The 17,360-nt window shown below is 70.3% G+C and carries 12 protein-coding genes and 1 riboswitch; of the genes, 4 read left to right on the top strand and 8 right to left on the bottom strand.

Annotation, left to right across the window (positions count from 1 at the left end; all coding sequences use genetic code 11):
- Window positions 1-31: 31 nt before the first annotated feature.
- From metH to ACWEFB_RS11585, 3 genes are all read right to left on the bottom strand, one after another.
- On the bottom strand, window positions 32-3,691 hold the full coding sequence (metH, locus tag ACWEFB_RS11595) for a methionine synthase (RefSeq protein ID WP_452284646.1): 3,660 nt from the start codon (window positions 3,689-3,691) through the stop codon (window positions 32-34).
- 16 nt (window positions 3,692-3,707) lie between these two features.
- A riboswitch (S-adenosyl-L-homocysteine riboswitch) is annotated at window positions 3,708-3,793 on the bottom strand.
- 85 nt (window positions 3,794-3,878) lie between these two features.
- Window positions 3,879-4,622, bottom strand: a complete 744-nt coding sequence (locus ACWEFB_RS11590) for a zf-HC2 domain-containing protein (protein WP_452284644.1) — start codon at window positions 4,620-4,622, stop codon at window positions 3,879-3,881.
- Window positions 4,623-5,138 carry a sigma-70 family RNA polymerase sigma factor gene (locus tag ACWEFB_RS11585; RefSeq protein WP_452285134.1) on the bottom strand — a complete coding sequence of 172 codons (516 nt, stop codon included), beginning with the start codon at window positions 5,136-5,138 and terminating at the stop codon, window positions 4,623-4,625.
- Between the two features lie 303 nt (window positions 5,139-5,441).
- Here ACWEFB_RS11585 and ACWEFB_RS11580 point away from each other — a divergent pair, with 303 nt between their 5' ends.
- Window positions 5,442-7,574, top strand: a complete 2,133-nt coding sequence (locus ACWEFB_RS11580) for a PhoX family protein (protein WP_452284642.1) — start codon at window positions 5,442-5,444, stop codon at window positions 7,572-7,574.
- Between the two features lie 140 nt (window positions 7,575-7,714).
- On the opposite strand, the gene ACWEFB_RS11575 is transcribed toward ACWEFB_RS11580, so the two are convergent.
- A complete protein-coding gene (locus ACWEFB_RS11575; RefSeq protein WP_326561431.1) occupies window positions 7,715-8,497 on the bottom strand; it encodes an IclR family transcriptional regulator in 783 nt (260 codons plus the stop codon).
- 237 nt (window positions 8,498-8,734) lie between these two features.
- Between ACWEFB_RS11575 and ACWEFB_RS11570 the strand changes: the two genes are divergently transcribed.
- The 3 genes from ACWEFB_RS11570 (at window position 8,735) to ACWEFB_RS11560 (ending at window position 11,081) form a co-directional block, all read left to right on the top strand.
- Window positions 8,735-9,268 (top strand): SigE family RNA polymerase sigma factor, encoded by a 534-nt coding sequence (locus tag ACWEFB_RS11570; RefSeq protein WP_452284640.1) that lies wholly within the window; start codon window positions 8,735-8,737, stop codon window positions 9,266-9,268.
- Entirely contained in the window at window positions 9,265-10,047 is a 783-nt protein-coding gene (locus ACWEFB_RS11565; protein ID WP_452284638.1) for a hypothetical protein, read from the top strand. Before ACWEFB_RS11570 ends, ACWEFB_RS11565 begins: the two co-directional genes overlap by 4 nt.
- Before the next feature lie 203 nt (window positions 10,048-10,250).
- Window positions 10,251-11,081, top strand: a complete 831-nt coding sequence (locus ACWEFB_RS11560; protein ID WP_452284636.1) for a DUF3152 domain-containing protein — start codon at window positions 10,251-10,253, stop codon at window positions 11,079-11,081.
- Between the two features lie 109 nt (window positions 11,082-11,190).
- Here the strand turns inward: ACWEFB_RS11560 and ACWEFB_RS11555 are convergent, their stop codons facing one another.
- The 4 genes from ACWEFB_RS11555 to nuoL all read right to left on the bottom strand — a co-directional run bounded on the left by ACWEFB_RS11555 (window position 11,191) and on the right by nuoL (window position 17,353).
- Window positions 11,191-12,222 carry a polyprenyl synthetase family protein gene (locus tag ACWEFB_RS11555; RefSeq protein WP_452284634.1) on the bottom strand — a complete coding sequence of 344 codons (1,032 nt, stop codon included), beginning with the start codon at window positions 12,220-12,222 and terminating at the stop codon, window positions 11,191-11,193.
- Window positions 12,223-12,303: 81 nt separating this feature from the next.
- Complete coding sequence (nuoN, locus tag ACWEFB_RS11550; RefSeq protein ID WP_452284632.1) at window positions 12,304-13,872, bottom strand: NADH-quinone oxidoreductase subunit NuoN; 1,569 nt, start codon at window positions 13,870-13,872, stop codon at window positions 12,304-12,306.
- Window positions 13,869-15,413, bottom strand: coding sequence for an NADH-quinone oxidoreductase subunit M (locus ACWEFB_RS11545; RefSeq protein WP_452284630.1), 1,545 nt, complete (start codon window positions 15,411-15,413; stop codon window positions 13,869-13,871). Before ACWEFB_RS11545 ends, nuoN begins: the two co-directional genes overlap by 4 nt.
- Window positions 15,413-17,353: an NADH-quinone oxidoreductase subunit L gene (gene nuoL, locus ACWEFB_RS11540; protein ID WP_326561438.1), complete on the bottom strand. Its 1,941-nt coding sequence runs from the start codon at window positions 17,351-17,353 to the stop codon at window positions 15,413-15,415. Before nuoL ends, ACWEFB_RS11545 begins: the two co-directional genes overlap by 1 nt.
- Between the last annotated feature and the right edge of the window lie 7 nt (window positions 17,354-17,360).

Genomic DNA, 17,360 nt, shown 5'->3' with positions numbered 1-17,360 from the left:
CCATCCGGATCCACGGGCAACCCGGCCGGGCTCACTGGCCGGGTTCGTAACCGAGGTTGGGGCGCAGCCAGCGTTCGACCTCCGACAGGTCCATGTCCCGCCGCTTCGCGTAGTCCTCGACCTGGTCCCGGCCGAGGCGACCCACGGTGAAGTACCGCGACGCCGGGTTGGCGAAGATCAGGCCGCTGACGCTGGCGGCCGGGGTCATCGCGTACGACTCGGTCAGGCCCATGCCGATGGCCTCGGCACCGAGCAGGTCGAACAGCCGCTGCTTGAGGCTGTGGTCGGGGCTGGCCGGATAGCCGAGCGCGGGGCGGATGCCCCGGAACCGCTCGGCGTGCAGGTCCTCGATCGCGGGCTCGGCGTCCGGCTCGAACCAGTCCCGCCGGGCGCGCAGGTGCAGGTACTCGGCGAACGCCTCGGCGAGCCGGTCGGCCAGCGCCTTCACCATGATCGCCCGGTAGTCGTCCTGCTGGGCCTCGAAGGTCGCGGCCAACTCCTCGGCACCGTGTACGGCCACCGCGAAGCCGCCGAGGTGGTCCCCGGCCGGAGCCAGGTAGTCCGACAGGCACCGGTTGGGTCGGCCGGTCGGCTTCGCCGTCTGCTGGCGCAGCATCGGGAAGTGCGGCCCGGCGAGCCCGTCACCGTGTTCGGTGAGCACGATGTCGTCGCCGTCGGCGTACGCCGGCCAGAAGCCGTACGAGCCCTCGGCGCGCAGGGACCCGTCCCGGATGATCTGGTCGAGCAGGGTGTTCGCGTCGTCGTAGAGTTCCCGCGCCACCGGCTGGTCGAGGATCGCCGGGAACTTGCCCTTCAACTCCCAGGCGAGGAAGAGGAACTGCCAGTCGATCATCTCGCGGAGTTCGGTCAGCTCCGGTCGGACCGTACGGGCGCCGGTGAACGCGGGTACGGGCAACTCGTCGTACGGCACCTGTTCCCGGTTCTCCCGGGCCTGGGCGAGGGTCAGCAGGGCGACCCGTTCCCGTCCCTCGTGCTGCACCCGCAGCCGCTCCTGTTCGGTCCGGTTGCGCAGGTCGAGTTCCCCGGCCCGCTCCGGGTGCATCAGGTCCGACACCACCCCGACCACCCGGGACGCGTCCAGCACGTGCACGGTGCTGTGGTCGTACGCGGGCGCGATCCGTACCGCCGTGTGCTGGCGGGAGGTGGTGGCCCCGCCGATCAGCAGCGGGAGCTTGAGCCCTCGGCGCTGCATCTCGGTGGCGACCGCGACCATCTCGTCCAGCGACGGGGTGATCAGTCCGGACAGGCCGATCACGTCGGCGCCCTCGGCCACGGCGGTGTCCAGAATGCGTGCGGCCGGCACCATCACCCCGAGGTCGATGACCTCGTAGTTGTTGCAGCCGAGCACCACCCCGACGATGTTCTTGCCGATGTCGTGCACGTCGCCCTTGACCGTCGCCAGCACCACCTTGCCCTGGCCTCGTCCGGTGTCGACGCGCCCGGCCAGCCGCGCCTCCTCCTTCTCCGCCTCCATGTACGGCTCCAGGTAGGCGACGGAGCGTTTCATCACCCGGGCGCTCTTGACCACCTGCGGGAGGAACATCTTGCCGGCGCCGAAGAGGTCGCCGACGACCTTCATCCCGTCCATCAGCGGTCCCTCGATCACGTCGAGGGGGCGGGTCGCCTGCTGCCGGGCCTCCTCGGTGTCGGCCTCGATGAAGTCGACGATGCCGTGCACCAGCGCGTACGACAGGCGTTCGCGTACCGGCGTCTCGCGCCAGGACAGGTCCACGGTGCGCTGGGTGCCGGAGCCGGTCACCGTGGAGGCGAACGTGACCAGCCGGTCGGTGGCGTCCGGACGGCGGTCGAAGAGCACGTCCTCGACGAGTTCGAGGAGGTCGGCGGGGATGTCCTGGTAGACGGCGAGCTGGCCGGCGTTGACGATGCCCATGTCCAGCCCGGCCCGTACGGCGTGCAGCAGGAACGCGGAGTGCATCGCCTCGCGTACGACGTCGTTGCCCCGGAAGGAGAAGGACAGGTTGGAGATGCCGCCGCTGGTCCTGGCCCCGGGGCAACGTTCCTTGATCAGTGGGAGCGCGTCGATGAACGCCTTCGCGTACCCGTTGTGTTCGGCGATTCCGGTCGCCACGGCCAGGACGTTCGGGTCGAAGACGATGTCCTCGGGGGCGAACCCGGCCTGCTGGGTGAGCAGGTCGTAGGCGCGGGCGCAGATGGACACCTTGCGGTCGACCGTGTCGGCCTGGCCGAGTTCGTCGAAGGCCATCACGACCACCCCGGCACCGTAGTCCCGGATTCGGCGGGCCTGGGCGAGGAACGACTCCTCACCCTCCTTGAGGCTGATCGAGTTGACCACGCCCTTGCCCTGTACGCACCGCAGCCCGGCCTCCAGCACGCTCCACCGCGAGCTGTCGATCATGACCGGGATCCGGGCGACCTCGGGTTCGGTCGCGATCAGGTTCAGGAAGGTGGTCATCGCCCGCTCGCTGTCGAGCAGGTCGGCGTCCATGTTGACGTCGAGGATGTTGGCGCCGCCGCGTACCTGTTCGAGGGCGACGTCGACGGCGCCCTGGTGGTCGCCGGCCTCGATCAGCCGGCGGAACCGGGCCGAGCCGGTGACGTTCGTCCGCTCCCCGATCATCACGAACCCGGTGTCGGGGCCGATCGCGAACGGCTCCAGGCCGCTGAACCGGGTCTGGGCCGGCGGTGCCGGCACCGGCCGGGTCGGGCGCCCGGCGACGGCGGCGGCGACCTGCGCGATGTGTGCCGGGCTGGTGCCGCAGCAGCCGCCGACGATGTTGACCATCCGGTCGTCGGCGAACTCGCGCAGCAGCCGACCGGTCTCCTCGGGCTGCTGGTCGTACCCGCCGAAGGCGTTCGGCAGGCCGGCGTTCGGGTGGCAGGCGACGTAGGTGTTGGCGAGCCGGGACAGGTCGGCGACGTGCGGGCGCACCTCGGCGGCGCCGAGCGCGCAGTTGACCCCGACCACCAACGGCTCGGCGTGCTCGATCGAACTCCAGAACGCCTCGACGGTCTGCCCGGACAGGGTTCGGCCGCTCAGGTCGACGATGGTCACCGAGATCCACAGCGGCAGGTCCGGCGCGACCTCGCGGGCCGCCGCGATCGCCGCCTTCGCGTTGAGCGTGTCGAAGATCGTCTCGATCATCAGGATGTCGACGCCACCGTCGGCGAGCGCCCGGATCTGCTCCGCGTACGCGTCCCGGACCCGGTCGAACGTCACCGCCCGGTACGCCGGATCCTCCACCCGGGGCGACAGCGACAGGGTCACGTTCAGCGGGCCGACCGAGCCGGCGACGAACCGGCCGCCCAGCTCGTCGGCGGCCTGCCGGGCCAGTTGGGCACCGCGCAGGTTCATCTCCCGGACCAGCGACTCCAGGCCGTAGTCGGCCTGGGCGATGCTCGTCGCGGTGAAGGTGTTCGTCGTGGTGATGTCCGCGCCGGCCGCCAGGTACTGCCGGTGTACGTCGAGGATCACGTCCGGCCGGGTCAGGTTCAGCAGGTCCGGGTCGCCGGTCACGTCGTGCGAGTGGTTCGGCAGCAGGTCGCCCCGGTAGTCCGCCGGGGTGAGCCCGGCGCCCTGCAACATCGTGCCCCAGGCCCCGTCCAGCACCACGATGCGCTGGTCCAGCAGCTCCCGGAGCGCCCGGGTACGGGACGCCCGGTTGTTGTCGGGGCTCGAAGACGTGTGCATAGGCCACCTCCGCTGTTCAACGGAGGCGCCCTTGCAGTCTGCGGTGAAGCTCCGGGTCGAGCGTGGCGGGCGTCTTCGCCCGTTGCAGCGCCTCTCGACCTGAGAGATCCAGGGTACGGGATGCAACGCCGGGACGCCGAAACTCGGCATTCCGTGGGACGGCGGATTCGACGGAGGGTGGAGCGGTTCAGCGGACGTCGTAGCCGAGCAGCGGGGTGCCGTTGGAGCGGAGGACCTCCAGCCGGACCAGGTCCATGCCGGAGAACCGGGTCGCCCCGGTGAAGGTGACCTCCTCGCCGGGGGCGGCCAGCCAGGATCCCACCTGCTCGGCGGCACCGTCCGGCCCGTACGCGACCAGGCGGTAGGTGTAGGTCCTCGGGTGGGTGCCGCTGCTGACGTACTCGCAGCGCATGATCACCTCGGTACCCCATCTGGTGCCGTTGAGTCCGATCTCGGCGCGTACCGGCACGGCTCCGGCCACCGGCTCCATCGCGACCATCCGTACCTGGACGTCGGTGGTGGTCGGGGTGGCGCTGGGCGGGGCGGCGGCGGGGGTCCCCGGATCGCCGCCGAGGAGCCGGTCCGTACCCAGCCCGAGCACGACCGCCAGGCAGGCGGCGGCGAGCACGGTTCCGGCGTACCGGGCGCGGGTGACCCGGCGTTGGCGGCGTTGCGCCGTCCGGGCGGCCGTCAGCAGCTCGGGCAGTCGGGACTCGACGGTCGGCGACGGCGCGGTGATCAGCGCCAAGCCGTCGGCGTCCAGCCGGCTCAGCAGCCCCGGCAGGGCGGCGATCTCGGCGACCGCCTGCCGGCAGGACGGGCAGCTCGCGAGATGACGTTCGTACGCGGCGCGGTCGGCCGGAGCGAGCGCACCCAGCACGTACGCGCCGTCGTCGAAGGCGAAGTCACACCGCTCGTCGCGCTCGCTCATCTATTGGGTCACCCCCATCTCCGCCAGCACCAACCGTAGGGATCGCAACGCGTAGTGCGTCCGCGACTTCACCGTGCCCGGCGGTACGCCCAGCCGCGCCGCCGCCTCGGCAACCGACCGCCCCTGGTAGAAGCACTCCACCAGCACCTCGCGGTGGGTGGAGGAGAGCCGGGCGAGGGCCTCGGCGACCATCCACGCCTCCACCGCCCGGTCCGCCTCGTCGGTCAACTGCGGCGGCTCGGGCAACTCGTCGGTGATCACCTCACCGATCCGGGACGTACGCCGCCGCCAGGCGTCGATCGCCAGGTTGCGGGCGGTGGTGAAGAGCCAGGCCCGGACCGAGCCGCGCTCCGGATCCAGCGCCTCCGGATGGCGCCAGGCCCGCAGCAGGGTCTCCTGAACCAGGTCCTCCGCCCGCTGGCGGTCGCCGTTGACCAGGCGCAGGGAGTGCGCGAAGAGCGCCTCGGCGTGCTCGTCGTGCAGCGCGCGCAGGAGTTCGGCGTCCCGGTCGCTGATGGCAACCTCCTCGGTGCCGCACCCGGCGCCGGCGCTCCCGACACCCTTGCGAACTGTTCCACGTAATCCACGGGCGATCGGTTCACCCGGACCGCCGGTGGTCCACCCTGTCTCCCGCTCGCGCACTTGTTCATGTGGGGTTCACCACAGCGCTGACAGGCGCTCACGGCGCACTCCTAGCGTGCGGCTCACCCACCTGCGCGCTTGTCACCGGGTGCGGCCAGCACTTTTACGTGTAAATGCCTTGATCACTGACAAAGCGCCCCACCCGATCGTCTGATCCAGCCAAGGAGGCCATCCCACATGAGCGACCGTCCCCGGCTGCTCCCCCTGCTCGGCCAGACCGGCCCCCACGGTGGCCGCGACGCAATGACCTGCCTGTACCGCTGCGGCAACGCCTGCGACCACCCGGTACCGAACGAGTCGGACAACGAATACTTCGGTGACGTGGTCAAGGCCGAGGTCACCCGCCGCGGTGTGGTCCGGGCCGGCGCGGTCGGTGCCCTGGTGCTCGGCTTCGGCGGTGCCGCCGCCGGTGCGCTGGCCGGCGCGGCTCCCGCGCTCGCCGCCCCGGGCGGAACCCCGGCCCTGCCGGACGTCGAGTCGTTCACCGCCCGCAAGCCCCCGGCCGGCAACGGCGCGCTGACCTTCAAGGCGATCCCGCCGAACAAGCTCGACACCCTGGTGGTCCCGAACGGGTACGACCACGCCGTGGTGGCCCGCTGGGGCGACCCGGTCGTGCCGGACGCGCCCGAGCTGGACGTCCACCACCAGACCGCGGCCCGGCAGTCGAAGCAGTTCGGTTACAACAACGACTTCGTCGCCGTCCTGCCGCTGGACAACAAGGGCAACCGGGCGCTGCTCGTGGTCAACCACGAGTACACCAACGAGGAGCTGATGTTCCCGGGCTTCACCTCGCTGGACGCGCTCACGGTCGAGCAGGTCCGGGCCACCATCGCCGCGCACGGTCTGTCCGTGGTGGAGCTGGAACGGGTCGACGGCACCGGCGAGTGGAAGCTGGTCCGCAGCGGCAAGCGGCCGTACAACCAGCGGATCACCGCCCTGAACACCCGGTTCGACTTCACCGGCCCGGCCGCCGGCTCGGCCTGGTTGAAGACCGCGGCGGACCCGCGCGGCAAGGTCGCCATCGGTACGCTCAACAACTGCGCCGGCGGGGTCACCCCGTGGGGCACGGTGCTCTCCGGCGAGGAGAACTTCAACCAGTACTTCGTCGGCGGCGACGGTGCGCCCGAGGCGCTCAAGCCGAAGCTGGCCCGGTACGGCATCCCGGTCACCGAGCGCTACCCGAGCGGCAGCCGCAAGTGGGACCGCGCCGACGAGCGCTTCGACCTGGCCAAGAACCCGAACGAGGTGCACCGGTTCGGCTGGGTGGTCGAGGTCGACCCGCTCGACCCGGAGGCGAAGCCGCGCAAGCACACCGCGCTCGGCCGGCTCAAGCACGAGGGCGCGAACGTCATCATCGCCAAGTCCGGCCACGTCGTCGCGTACATGGGTGACGACGAGCGGTTCGACTACATGTACAAGTTCGTCTCCGACAAGAAGTACCTCAAGGGCAACTCCTGGACCGCCCGGCAGCACAACCTGACCCTGCTGGAGTCCGGCACCCTGTACGTCGCCAAGCTCGACTACACCAGCGCCGACGAGATCGACGGTTCGGGCAAGCTCCCGACCGACGGCGCGTTCAACGGCCGGGGCCGGTGGATCAAGCTCGTCCGGGGCAACACCTCGTACGTGCCCGGCATGACCGCGGCGGACGTACTGACCTTCACCCGGCTCGCCGGTGACGCGGTCGGCGCGACCAAGATGGACCGGCCGGAGGACGTCGAGCCGTCGCAGGTCACCGGCAAGATCTACGTCGCGTTGACCAACAACACCAACCGGGGTGTCGGCACGAACCCCAAGGTCGACGAGGCGAACCCGCGCAACGCCAACAAGCACGGGCAGATCCTGGAAATCGTCGAGGACAAGGGCGACCACACCGGCGAGAACTTCGCCTGGTCGCTGCCGATCGTCTGCGGCGACCCCACCGACCCGTCGACCTTCTTCGCCGGGTACGACAAGACCAAGGTCTCGCCGATCTCCTGCCCGGACAACGTGGCCTTCGACGGCGCGGGCAACCTCTGGATCTCCACCGACGGCAACGCGCTGGGCAGCAACGACGGCCTCTTCGCCACCCCGATCGAGGGTCCGGAGAAGGGTCACCTGAAGCAGTTCCTGACCGTACCGATCGGTGCCGAGACCTGCGGCCCGTTCATCAGCACCGACAACCGCTCGGTCTTCGTCGCCGTACAGCACCCGGGCGAGATCAGCGGGGCCTCGATCGAGAAGCCGGCGTCGAACTGGCCGGACGGCGACTTCGCCAAGCCGGGCGTGGTCGTCACCTGGCGCCTGGACGGCGGCCCGGTGGGAAGCTGATCCACCGAAAACTGATCTGACCGACCCCGCCCGGACCGGCACACCGCCGGCTCCGGGCGGGTTCGTGTTCGCGGTCGTCCGCGGTCGGTGTTCGGCTTCGACGCACCGGGCGCCACCGTCGGCGCGGGGGGCCGTCCCGGTCAGGTCTCGGTGGCGAGGCCGTCGGCGACCGCGCGGGCCACCGTCAGCAGCTTGGCCCGGACCACCCGCGCCGAGGTCATCATCTCCGCCGCCGGCAGGGCGCAGGCCAGCACGACCCGGCGTTCCATGTCCTTGTCCGGGGTGACCAGCACGGCGGCGCAGGCGACCCCCTGGCGGTACTGCCCCAGCTCCAGGTGCATCCCCCGCCGGTCACCGGCGGTCAGGTCGGCCTCGAAGGTGTCGGTCGCGGTCAGCGTCGCGGTGGTGAACGGGCGCATCCCGTACTCCCGGAGGTACCGGAAGCGCTGCTCGGGCGTGAGCGTGGCGAGCAGGGCCTTGCCGAGGGCGGTCGCGTGGGCACCCTCGTCGAAGCCGGGCACAAGATCTTCGAGGTACGGCGACCGGGGACCCTCCGCGACCGCGGTGATCGCCACCTGCCCGCCGACGAACCGGCCGAGGAAGTGGCTGTAACCGCTGTCCGAGGCGGCCCGACGCAGCGCCTCGCCGACCACCGGCGGCCCCCGGAACGCCGTCACCAGCTCCCGGTAGCGGTCGGCCACCTCCAGTCCGACGATGTACGTGCCGTCCTCGCGCCGGATCACATAACCCTCGTACGCGAGCGTGCGCACCAGGTGGTAGGTGGTGGCGACGGTCAGCTCGCAGCGCCGCGCGATCTGCTTCACGGTCAGGCCCTTGGGGGCACGTCCGACCGCTTCGAGGACACGTAGCGCACGCGACACGCTACGGATCAGGTCCGAAGGTTCCGCCAGAGGGTCGCGCACAACCACCTCCGCCGCTGGGGATTACACCATATGAAAAATCCGCCGACTACGAAATGCCCGTTCGGATCGAGGATGCCAGATCTACGGCGACAGTGCGTGCAGCGACAGACACGGTAAGTCCCTCCGCTCGGCTTTCCCGAGCGCTCCCGCACCGCCCGGAGGGCCCGTGTCCGGGGTCACGTCAACCCGCCGCAGCCCCGCCCGCGTTGTATCCCCGTACGGCGGGAGGGAGCAGGGATGGGGACGGCCAAGGATCCGGCCGCCGCGCGGGACCAGGGCTTCCGGGACTTCTACCTCGCGCGCGGCGCACGTCTGCGCGGCACCGCCTACCTGCTGTGCGGCGACTGGCACCTGGCCGAGGACCTCGTACAGGCTTCCTTCACCAAGCTGTACCTGGCCTGGCCCAGGATCTACCGGTACGAGCACCTCGACCAGTACGCCCACCGCACCCTGCTGAACACCTTCTTCAGCGAACGACGCCGCTCCTGGCGACGGGAGGACCCGGTACGGGAACTTCCCGTCACCCCGGCCACCGCCACCGGCGGGGACACCGAGGCCCGGCTGGTACTGCTCGGAGCGCTCGCCGGCCTGCCGGACCGGCAACGCGCCACCCTCGTCCTGCGCTTCTTCGAGGACATGTCGGTCGAGCAGACCGCCGACCTGCTCGGGATCTCCCCCGGCGCGGTCAAGACACACACGTCCCGGGCGCTGGCGACACTGCGTACCCGGCTGGGCTCGCTGGCCCTGGTGCCGACGGAGGAGAGCCGATGACCGAGACCTCGATCCGGGACCTGATGGCGCGGGCCGTCGAGGATGGACCGCCGTCGGGCATCCAACTGCCGGTCGACGACGTACTGGCCCGCAACGCGCGGATGTTGCGCCGTCGGCGGATCGGCCAGGCGCTCGTCGCGGTCGTGCTGCTGGCGGGCGCGGCCGGGCTCTCCGCCCTGCTCCCCGGCCGACCACCGTCGGCCCTGCCACCACCGGCACCGGCCGCCACCGGACCGCTCGTCGTGACGCCGACACCGCCGATCGACCTCGAAAGCCGGGCGAAGGCCGCGCTGGGCCTGCTCGTCGCCGCCGCACCGCCCGGATACCGGGTCCAGAAGGGCGAGACGGCGCCCGGTCCGGGCGGGAGCACCTACGCGGTACGGGAAACGAGCTGGCGCGGCCCGGAGCGGCCGTTCAAGGAGCTGTACTGGGCGTTGCTCGAAGTCCAGCTCGACGGCCGCGCGGCCGTACTGACCGTACGGGTCACCGATCAGGTCCCCGTCGACCTGCTCTCGGCGGTCGATCCCTGCGCGGTCCGGATCAGCGCGGACGAGCAGAGCTGCCGGGTGGTGCTCGCCTCCGACAACACCCCCGTACGCATCGCCAGTTGGCATCCCGTGACCGGGCCGGTGGACGAGGCCAGCCGGGTCGTGAACGGCGTGCTGGTCACGGTCCAGCAGGCCGGTCGGCCACGCCCCAACGTGTACGCACTCGGCCGTCCCGTCCTGGACGACCGGCAGTTGGCCGACCTGACCACCAACCCGACCCTGCTCCCCTGATCCCACCCGCTCCGCGCCCGTCCCACCACCCGAAGGGCTCCGCCACCACCCGCAGCACACCGCACCGACCGGCCTGACCGGTCCCGCCCCGGCACCACCCGAAGAACCGACCCGACCGACACAACCGGGCCGGACGGTCCCGCACGCCCACAACCGGCCGCGGCACCGTCGCCGGTCGACCCCGTACCCCCGAGGAGCAGCAGATGTCCGCCCGCCGTACCGGATCCGACCAGCGTTCCGCCAGTCGTCGCCTGCTGCTGCCCGCGGTGGGTGCGGTGGTGATCGGCCTGGTGGTCGCCCTCCTCGGGGTGGCCGGCGAGGCCGGCGGCAAGCCCGACCCCGCGCCCACCGGTACGACGAACGCCGTCACCGCCGAGCCCTCGCCGGCCGGTCCCGCCCCGGAACCCACCACACCCCGACCGGAAACCCCCGTCACGCCGCCGGTGACGTACCCGGAGAGCGGACCCCGGACCTGGCACACCGCCGACGGCCGCAGTCCCGTCCTCGGGACCTCGGGCCAGCTACTGCGCTTCCGGGTGGCGGTCGAGGGCGGGATCACCGGTATCACGCCGGCCGCGTTCGCCGAGGCGGTGGTGACCACCCTGGGCGACCCGCGCAGTTGGACCGGGAACGGTCAGCGACGGCTCCAGCGGGTCGGCCCGAACGAGGCTGCCTCGTTCACCGTCTACCTCGCCACCCCGGCGACCCGGGACCGGCTCTGCGACGACGGTTATGACCGCTACACCTCCTGCCGCAACGGCAACCAGGTGGTTGTCAACGTCGCCCGCTGGGTGCACGGTGTCCCGAACTACGGCGCTCCCCTGGCCACGTACCAGCAGTACGTCATCAACCATGAGGTCGGTCACCGCCTGGGTCAGGGCCACCAACTCTGTCCCGGCCCCGGCAAACCCGCCCCGGTCATGCAACAACAGACCCTGGCCCTACACGCCTGCACCCCAAACGCGTACCCACTGCTGAACGGCAAGTTCTACGCCGGCCGCTCCGGCCAGTACAACGACCCCGTACCCCGCTGACCCTTCCCCGCGATCTTGCAGTTGTGGCGCCCCGAATCACGGTGTTGACCCCGATTTGCGCGCGACCACAACTGCAAGATCGACGCGCTGCCCGCCGCGCGGGAGGGGGTTAGCTCGTGCGGTCGGCGATGAAGTCGCAGAGGGATTCGAGGGCCTGGCGGGAGGAGCAGTTGGGCAGGGGGGCCAGTTGTTCGCGGGCTTCCTCGGCGTAGCTGCGTACGGTCTCGCGGGCGCGCTTGAGGGCGGGTGACTCCCGGAGCAGGCCGAGGGCCTCGGCGTGCAGGGCGTCGTCGGTTACCGGGCCGGCGGAGAGGATCTCGCGGAGGCGTACGGAGGCCGCGTCGGCGTCGTCGGAGGCGAGCGCGTACAGCACCGGCAGGGTCGGTACGCCCTCACGCAGGTCGGTGCCGGGGGTCTTGCCGGACTGGACCGACTCCGAGGCGATGTCGAGCAGGTCGTCGGAGAGCTGGAACGCCACACCGATGGTTTCGCCGTAGCCGGCGAGGGCCTCGGTGTGTGCCTGGGTGGCGCCACCGAACATGCCGCCGAACCGGGCCGAGGTGGCGATCAGGGAACCGGTCTTCTCGCTGATCACGTGCAGGTAGTGGCCGACCGGGTCCTCACCGGCGCGTACGCCGACGGTTTCCGCGATCTGGCCGTGCACCAGCCGGGCGAAGGTACGGGCCTGGAGGCGTACGGCTTCCGGGCCGAGGTCGGCGGCGATGTCGGCCGCTCGGGCGAAGAGGTAGTCGCCGACCAGGATCGCCACCGAGTTCGTCCACCGGGAGTTGGCGCTCGGTGCGCCCCGGCGCACCGCGGCCTCGTCCATCACGTCGTCGTGGTAGAGCGTCGCCAGGTGGGTGAGCTCCATCACCACCGCGGCCGGGACCACCAGCGGATTGGTCGGATCGCCGAACTGGGCGCCGAGTGCGACCAGCAGCGGGCGGAACCGCTTGCCACCGGCCTCCACCAGATGCCGGGCCGCCTCGGTCACGAGCGGGTCCGCGCTCGCCACACTGGCCCATAGCTCGGTCTCGACCGAGGCCAGGACCGCTAGGGCCGACGCTTCCACTTCAGCGTCGACAAAGTCGAGCCCAATCCCCGTCAGGCCGTCAGCCGGTCTCCCCACGCTCTCAACCATGCCACACCGGCCCGACCACCCCTGGCCGGGGGCGGTCGGCGGCCTTCGTGCGCTGGTACGGGGCCCGGGCGGTGGTGCCGATCACTTCACGAATTCTGCCGCGCCGTTGGCAAGGTCCAGCAGCGGTGCCGGCACCACTCCGAGGGCGAGCGTGGCCACTACGCCGATCATGAGCGCGGCGGAGGTCAGTCCGCCCGGGATCGAGACCGTCGGGGTGGACTCGCCGGGCTCGGAGAGCCACATCATGACCACGACCCGCAGGTACGGGAACGCCAGGATCATGCTGGTCAGCACACCGGCGATCACGAGCCAGGTCTGCCCGCCGTCGAGGGCCGCCCCGAAGACCGCGAACTTGCTGGTGAAGCCGCTGGTCAGGGGGATGCCGGCGAAGGCGAGCAGGAGGAACGTGAACACCCCGGCGAACAGCGGGGACCGCTTGCCCAGCCCGGCCCAGCGGGACAGGTGGGTGGCCTCCCCGTCGGCGTCCCGGACCAGGCTCACCACGCCGAACGCGGCGAGCACGGTGAATCCGTACGCGACCAGGTAGAACATCGTGCTGGACAGGCCGTCGCGGGTGAGCGCGAGTACGCCGACGAGCAGGTAACCGGCGTTCGCCACCGACGAGTACGCGAGCAGCCGCTTGATGTCGGTCTGGGTGACCGCGAGCACCGCTCCGACCAGCATGGTCAGGATCGCGACGGTGCCGAGGATCGGGGTGAAGTCCCAGGCGGCCCCGGCGAACGCCACGTAGAGGACCCGGAGCAGACCACCGAACGCGGCGATCTTGGTGCAGGCGGCCATGAAGGCGGTGACCGGCGTCGGGGCGCCCTGGTAGACGTCGGGGGTCCAGACGTGGAACGGCGCCGCGGCGGCCTTGAACAGCAGGCCGATGCTGATCATCGCGATTCCGGCGACCAGCAGCGTACGGCTGGCGGTGGAGTCGGCGACGGCGGCGCTGATGGTCGCGAAGTCGACACCGCCCGGCTCGTCACCCGGCTGCCCGTTGGTCACACCGGCGGTGAAGCCGTAGGTGAGCGCGATCCCGAAGAGGAAGAACGCGGAGGCGTACGCGCCGAGCATGAAGTACTTCAGCGCCGCCTCCTGGCTCAGCAGCCGCCGCCGACGGGCCAGCGCGCAGAGCAGGTAAAGCGGGAGCGAGAAGACCTCGAGCGCGATGAACATGGTGAGCAGGTCGTTGGCGGCGACGAAGAGCAACATGCCACCGACCGCGAACATGGTCAGCGGGAAGACCTCGGTCGACCCGCCCTCCTCGGCCGCCTGCCGGCGGTCCTCCTCGGACCCGACGGTGACCGCGGCGTGGGCCACGAAGGGTCCGCCGTGCTCCAGGGTGCGCTCGCCGATCATCAGCAGCGCCATCCCGGCGAGCACGATGATCGCGCCCTGGAGGAACAGGGTCGGACCGTCGACCGCGACCGCCTCACCGGCGGTGACCGTCTGGGTGGTCCGTTCGACCACCACCACGATCAGCGCGGCGACCAGGGCGGCGAGGCCCAGGACGAGCTGCACCACGTGCCGGAAGCGCCGGGGGACGAACGCCTCGACCAGGATCCCGACACAGGCCGCGCCGACCAGGATCAGGATCGGTGCGAGGGCCGCGTAGTTGATGGAGGGCAACTGCAGCGTGTTCATTTAGCGGCCTCCGGAAGGTGCCCGACCGTCGGAGCGGGGTCGGTCTTGCCGACGTTCTCCATCGTGGCCTGTACGGCGGGGTTGATGACGTCGGTGACCGGCTTCGGGTAGAAGCCGAGCAGCAGGAGCAGCGCGATCAGTGGCGCGACCACGACCTTCTCCCGCAGGGTGATGTCACGCCGCATCCCCGGCACCTCGGACAGCTCCGGGTTCAGGGTTCCCTGGGTGGTGCGCTGCACCATCCAGAGGACGTACGCGGCGGCCAGGATGATGCCCAGGGTGGCGATGATCGCGACCGGCTTGTTCACCGTGTAGGTGCCGACCAGCACCAGGAACTCGGAGATGAACGGGGCCGTTCCGGGCAGGGCCAGCGAGGCCAGACCGGCGAAGAAGAACACCCCGGCCAGCACCGGAACCAGCTTGCCGGCGCCGCCGAAGTCGCTGATCAGCGCGGAGTTGCGGCGGGCGACGAACATGCCGACCACCAGGAAGAGCAGGCCGGTGGCGAGGCCGTGGTTGAGCATGTAGAGCACCGCACCGGTGCCGGCCTGGCTGGTGAAGGCGAAGATGCCGACCCCGATGAAGCCGAAGTGCGCGATCGAGGTGTACGACACCAGGCGCTTCAGGTCGTTCTGGCCGACCGCCAGCAGCGCCGCGTAGATGATGCCGATCACCGCGATGGCTATCGCGTACGGGGCGAACCAGCGGGACGCCTCGGGGAACAGCGGGAGGCAGTACCGGAGGATGCCGAACGTGCCGACCTTGTCCATCACGCCGACAAGCAGCGCGGCGGCACCGGCCGGAGCGGCGCCACCGGCGTCCGGCAGCCAGGTGTGGAACGGGAAGAACGGCGCCTTGATCGCGAAGGCGATGAAGAAGCCCAGGAAGAGCCAGCGTTCGGTGCCGGTGGAGATGTCCATGTTCGGCAGCGTCTGGATCAGCGTCTGCCAGTCGAAGGTCTTGCCGCCGACGACCCAGAGGCCGATCACGGCGGCGAGCATGAACAGACCGCCGACCAGCGAGTAGAGGAAGAACTTCACCGCGGCGTACTGGCGCTGGTGCCCGCCGTAGCTTCCGATCAGGAAGTACATCGGGACGAGCATGACCTCGAAGAAGACGTAGAACAGGAACACGTCGGCGGCGGCGAAGACGCCGATCATCGTGCACTCAAGGAGCAGCAGCAGGGCGAAGTAGACCGGGACCGACCGCTTCGACTTGTCCGCGTCGTGCCAGCTCGCCAGGATCACCAGCGGCACCAGGAGCGCGATCAGCATCAGCATGACCAGCGCGATGCCGTCGGCCGCGAAGGTGAAGTTGACGCCCCAGCGCGGGATCCAGGAGTACGACTCGCGGAACTGGAGCCGGTCACCGCCGGCCTGGAACGCCACCCACATGAAGATCGAGAGCACCAGGACCGCGACCGACCAGACGAGCGCGACCCGCTTGGCCAGCTCCGGCTGGCTACGTGGCAGGAACGCCACGATCACGGCACCGACCAGCGGCGCCAACGTCAGTACGGAGAGGAAGGGAAAGTCCCCCATCAGGCCAGCCATCCCATCTGCAGGGCCAGGAACGCCGCCACCACCAGCAGGGCGCCGGTGAGCATCGACATCGCGTACGACCGGACGAACCCGGTCTGCAGCCGGCGCAGCCGGCCGGAGCCGCCGCCGACCGCCGCGGCGAGCCCGTTGACGAGCCCGTCGATGCCGCGGTTGTCGAGGTAGACCAGGGCCCGGGTGAGGAAGATGCCGGGCTTCTCGAAGACGGCCTGGTTGAACGCGTCGGTGTAGAGGTTGCGCCGTGCGGCCCGTACGACCGGGCCGACCGGCTGCTCCGTGAGCGCGGTGCCGTTGCGGAACAGCAGCCAGGCCAGTCCGGCACCGAGCACGGTGAGGATCAGCGACAGCGCGGTGATCACCCCGTGCGAGAGCACACCGTGTACGCCCTCCTCGGCCTCCGGCAGTACGGCCGGGGCCAGCCAGTCCGGGACCGAGGTGGCGAGCAGCGCACCGGCGCCGAGCGACCCGATGCCGAGCAGGATCAGCGGGATGGTCATCACCGCGGGCGACTCGTGCGGGTGCTCGATGTCGTCGGTCCAGCGCTTCGGGCCGTGGAAGGTGAGCACGAACAGCCGGGTCATGTAGAACGCGGTCAGACCGGCGCCGAGCAGGGCCGCGCCGCCGTAGAGCCAGGCGGTCCAGCCGTGCCGCTCGAACGCGGCGGCGATGATCGGCTCCTTGGAGAAGTACCCGGAGAACGGGAACATGCCGATGATCGCCAGCCAGCCGGCCCCGAAGGTCAGCCAGGTGATCTTCATGTACTTGGCCAGACCACCGAAGCGGCGGATGTCGACCTGGTCCTTCATGCCGTGCATGACCGAGCCGGCGCCGAGGAACATGTTGGCCTTGAAGAAGCCGTGCGCCAGCAGGTGGATGATCGCCAGCGCGTACGCGCCCCCGCCGAGCCCGACGCCGAGGAACATGTAGCCGATCTGGCTCACCGTCGACCAGGCGAGGACCCGCTTGATGTCGTCCTTGGCCGCGCCGATGATGCAGCCCATCAGCAGGGTGAGCGCACCGACGCTGACCACCACGGTCTGCAGCGTGTGGTCGGCGGAGAAGATCGGGTTGGACCGGGCGATCAGGTAGACGCCCGCGGTCACCATGGTCGCGGCGTGGATCAGGGCGGAGACCGGGGTCGGGCCCTCCATCGCGTCGGGCAACCACGCCTGGAGCGGGAACTGACCGGACTTGCCGGCCGCGCCGAGCAGGAGCAGCAGCCCCATCACCAGTACGGTGCTCCCGGCCAGCGAGCCGGCGTCGATGCCGCCGATCACCCCGTTGAAGACCTCGTTGTACTGGGTGGTGCCGAAGGACGCGAACATGATGAAGATCGCGATCGCCAGGCCGGCGTCGCCGACCCGGTTCATCAGGAACGCCTTCTTACCGGCGGTGGCCGCGGACGGCCGCCCGTACCAGAACGAGATCAGCAGGTACGACGCCAGACCGACGCCCTCCCAGCCGAAGTAGAGCATCACGTAGTTGTTGCCGAGCACGAGCATCAGCATCGCGGCGACGAACAGGTTGAAGTACGCGAAGAACCGACGCCGGCCCGGGTCGTGCTCCATGTAGCCGACCGCGTACACGTGGATCAGGAAGCCCACGCCGGTGATCAGCAGCACGAAGACCCCGGACAGCGGGTCGAAGAGCAGGCCGAAGTCGACCTTGAAATTGCCGACCGAGATGAACTCCCAGAGGCTGCTCTCGACGGACTTGTTGTCCAGGCCGCGCAGCTGGAAGAAATAGGTCAGGCCAAGTACGAAGGCGGCACCGATACTCGCCACGCCAAGCCAGTGACCCCACCGGTCGGCCCGCCGGCCGAGCAGCAGGAGGATCGCCGCGCTGGCCAGCGGGATGGCCACCAGCAGCCACACGCTGCTCAGTAGCCCCGTGGCCTGGGCGTACTCCACAGTCTCTTCCACTCCAGGG

This window comes from Micromonospora sp. NPDC004704 (assembly GCF_053601675.1).
The sequence above is the reverse complement of the archived record's forward strand: the minus strand, read 5'-3'. Positions and strand labels throughout refer to the sequence as shown.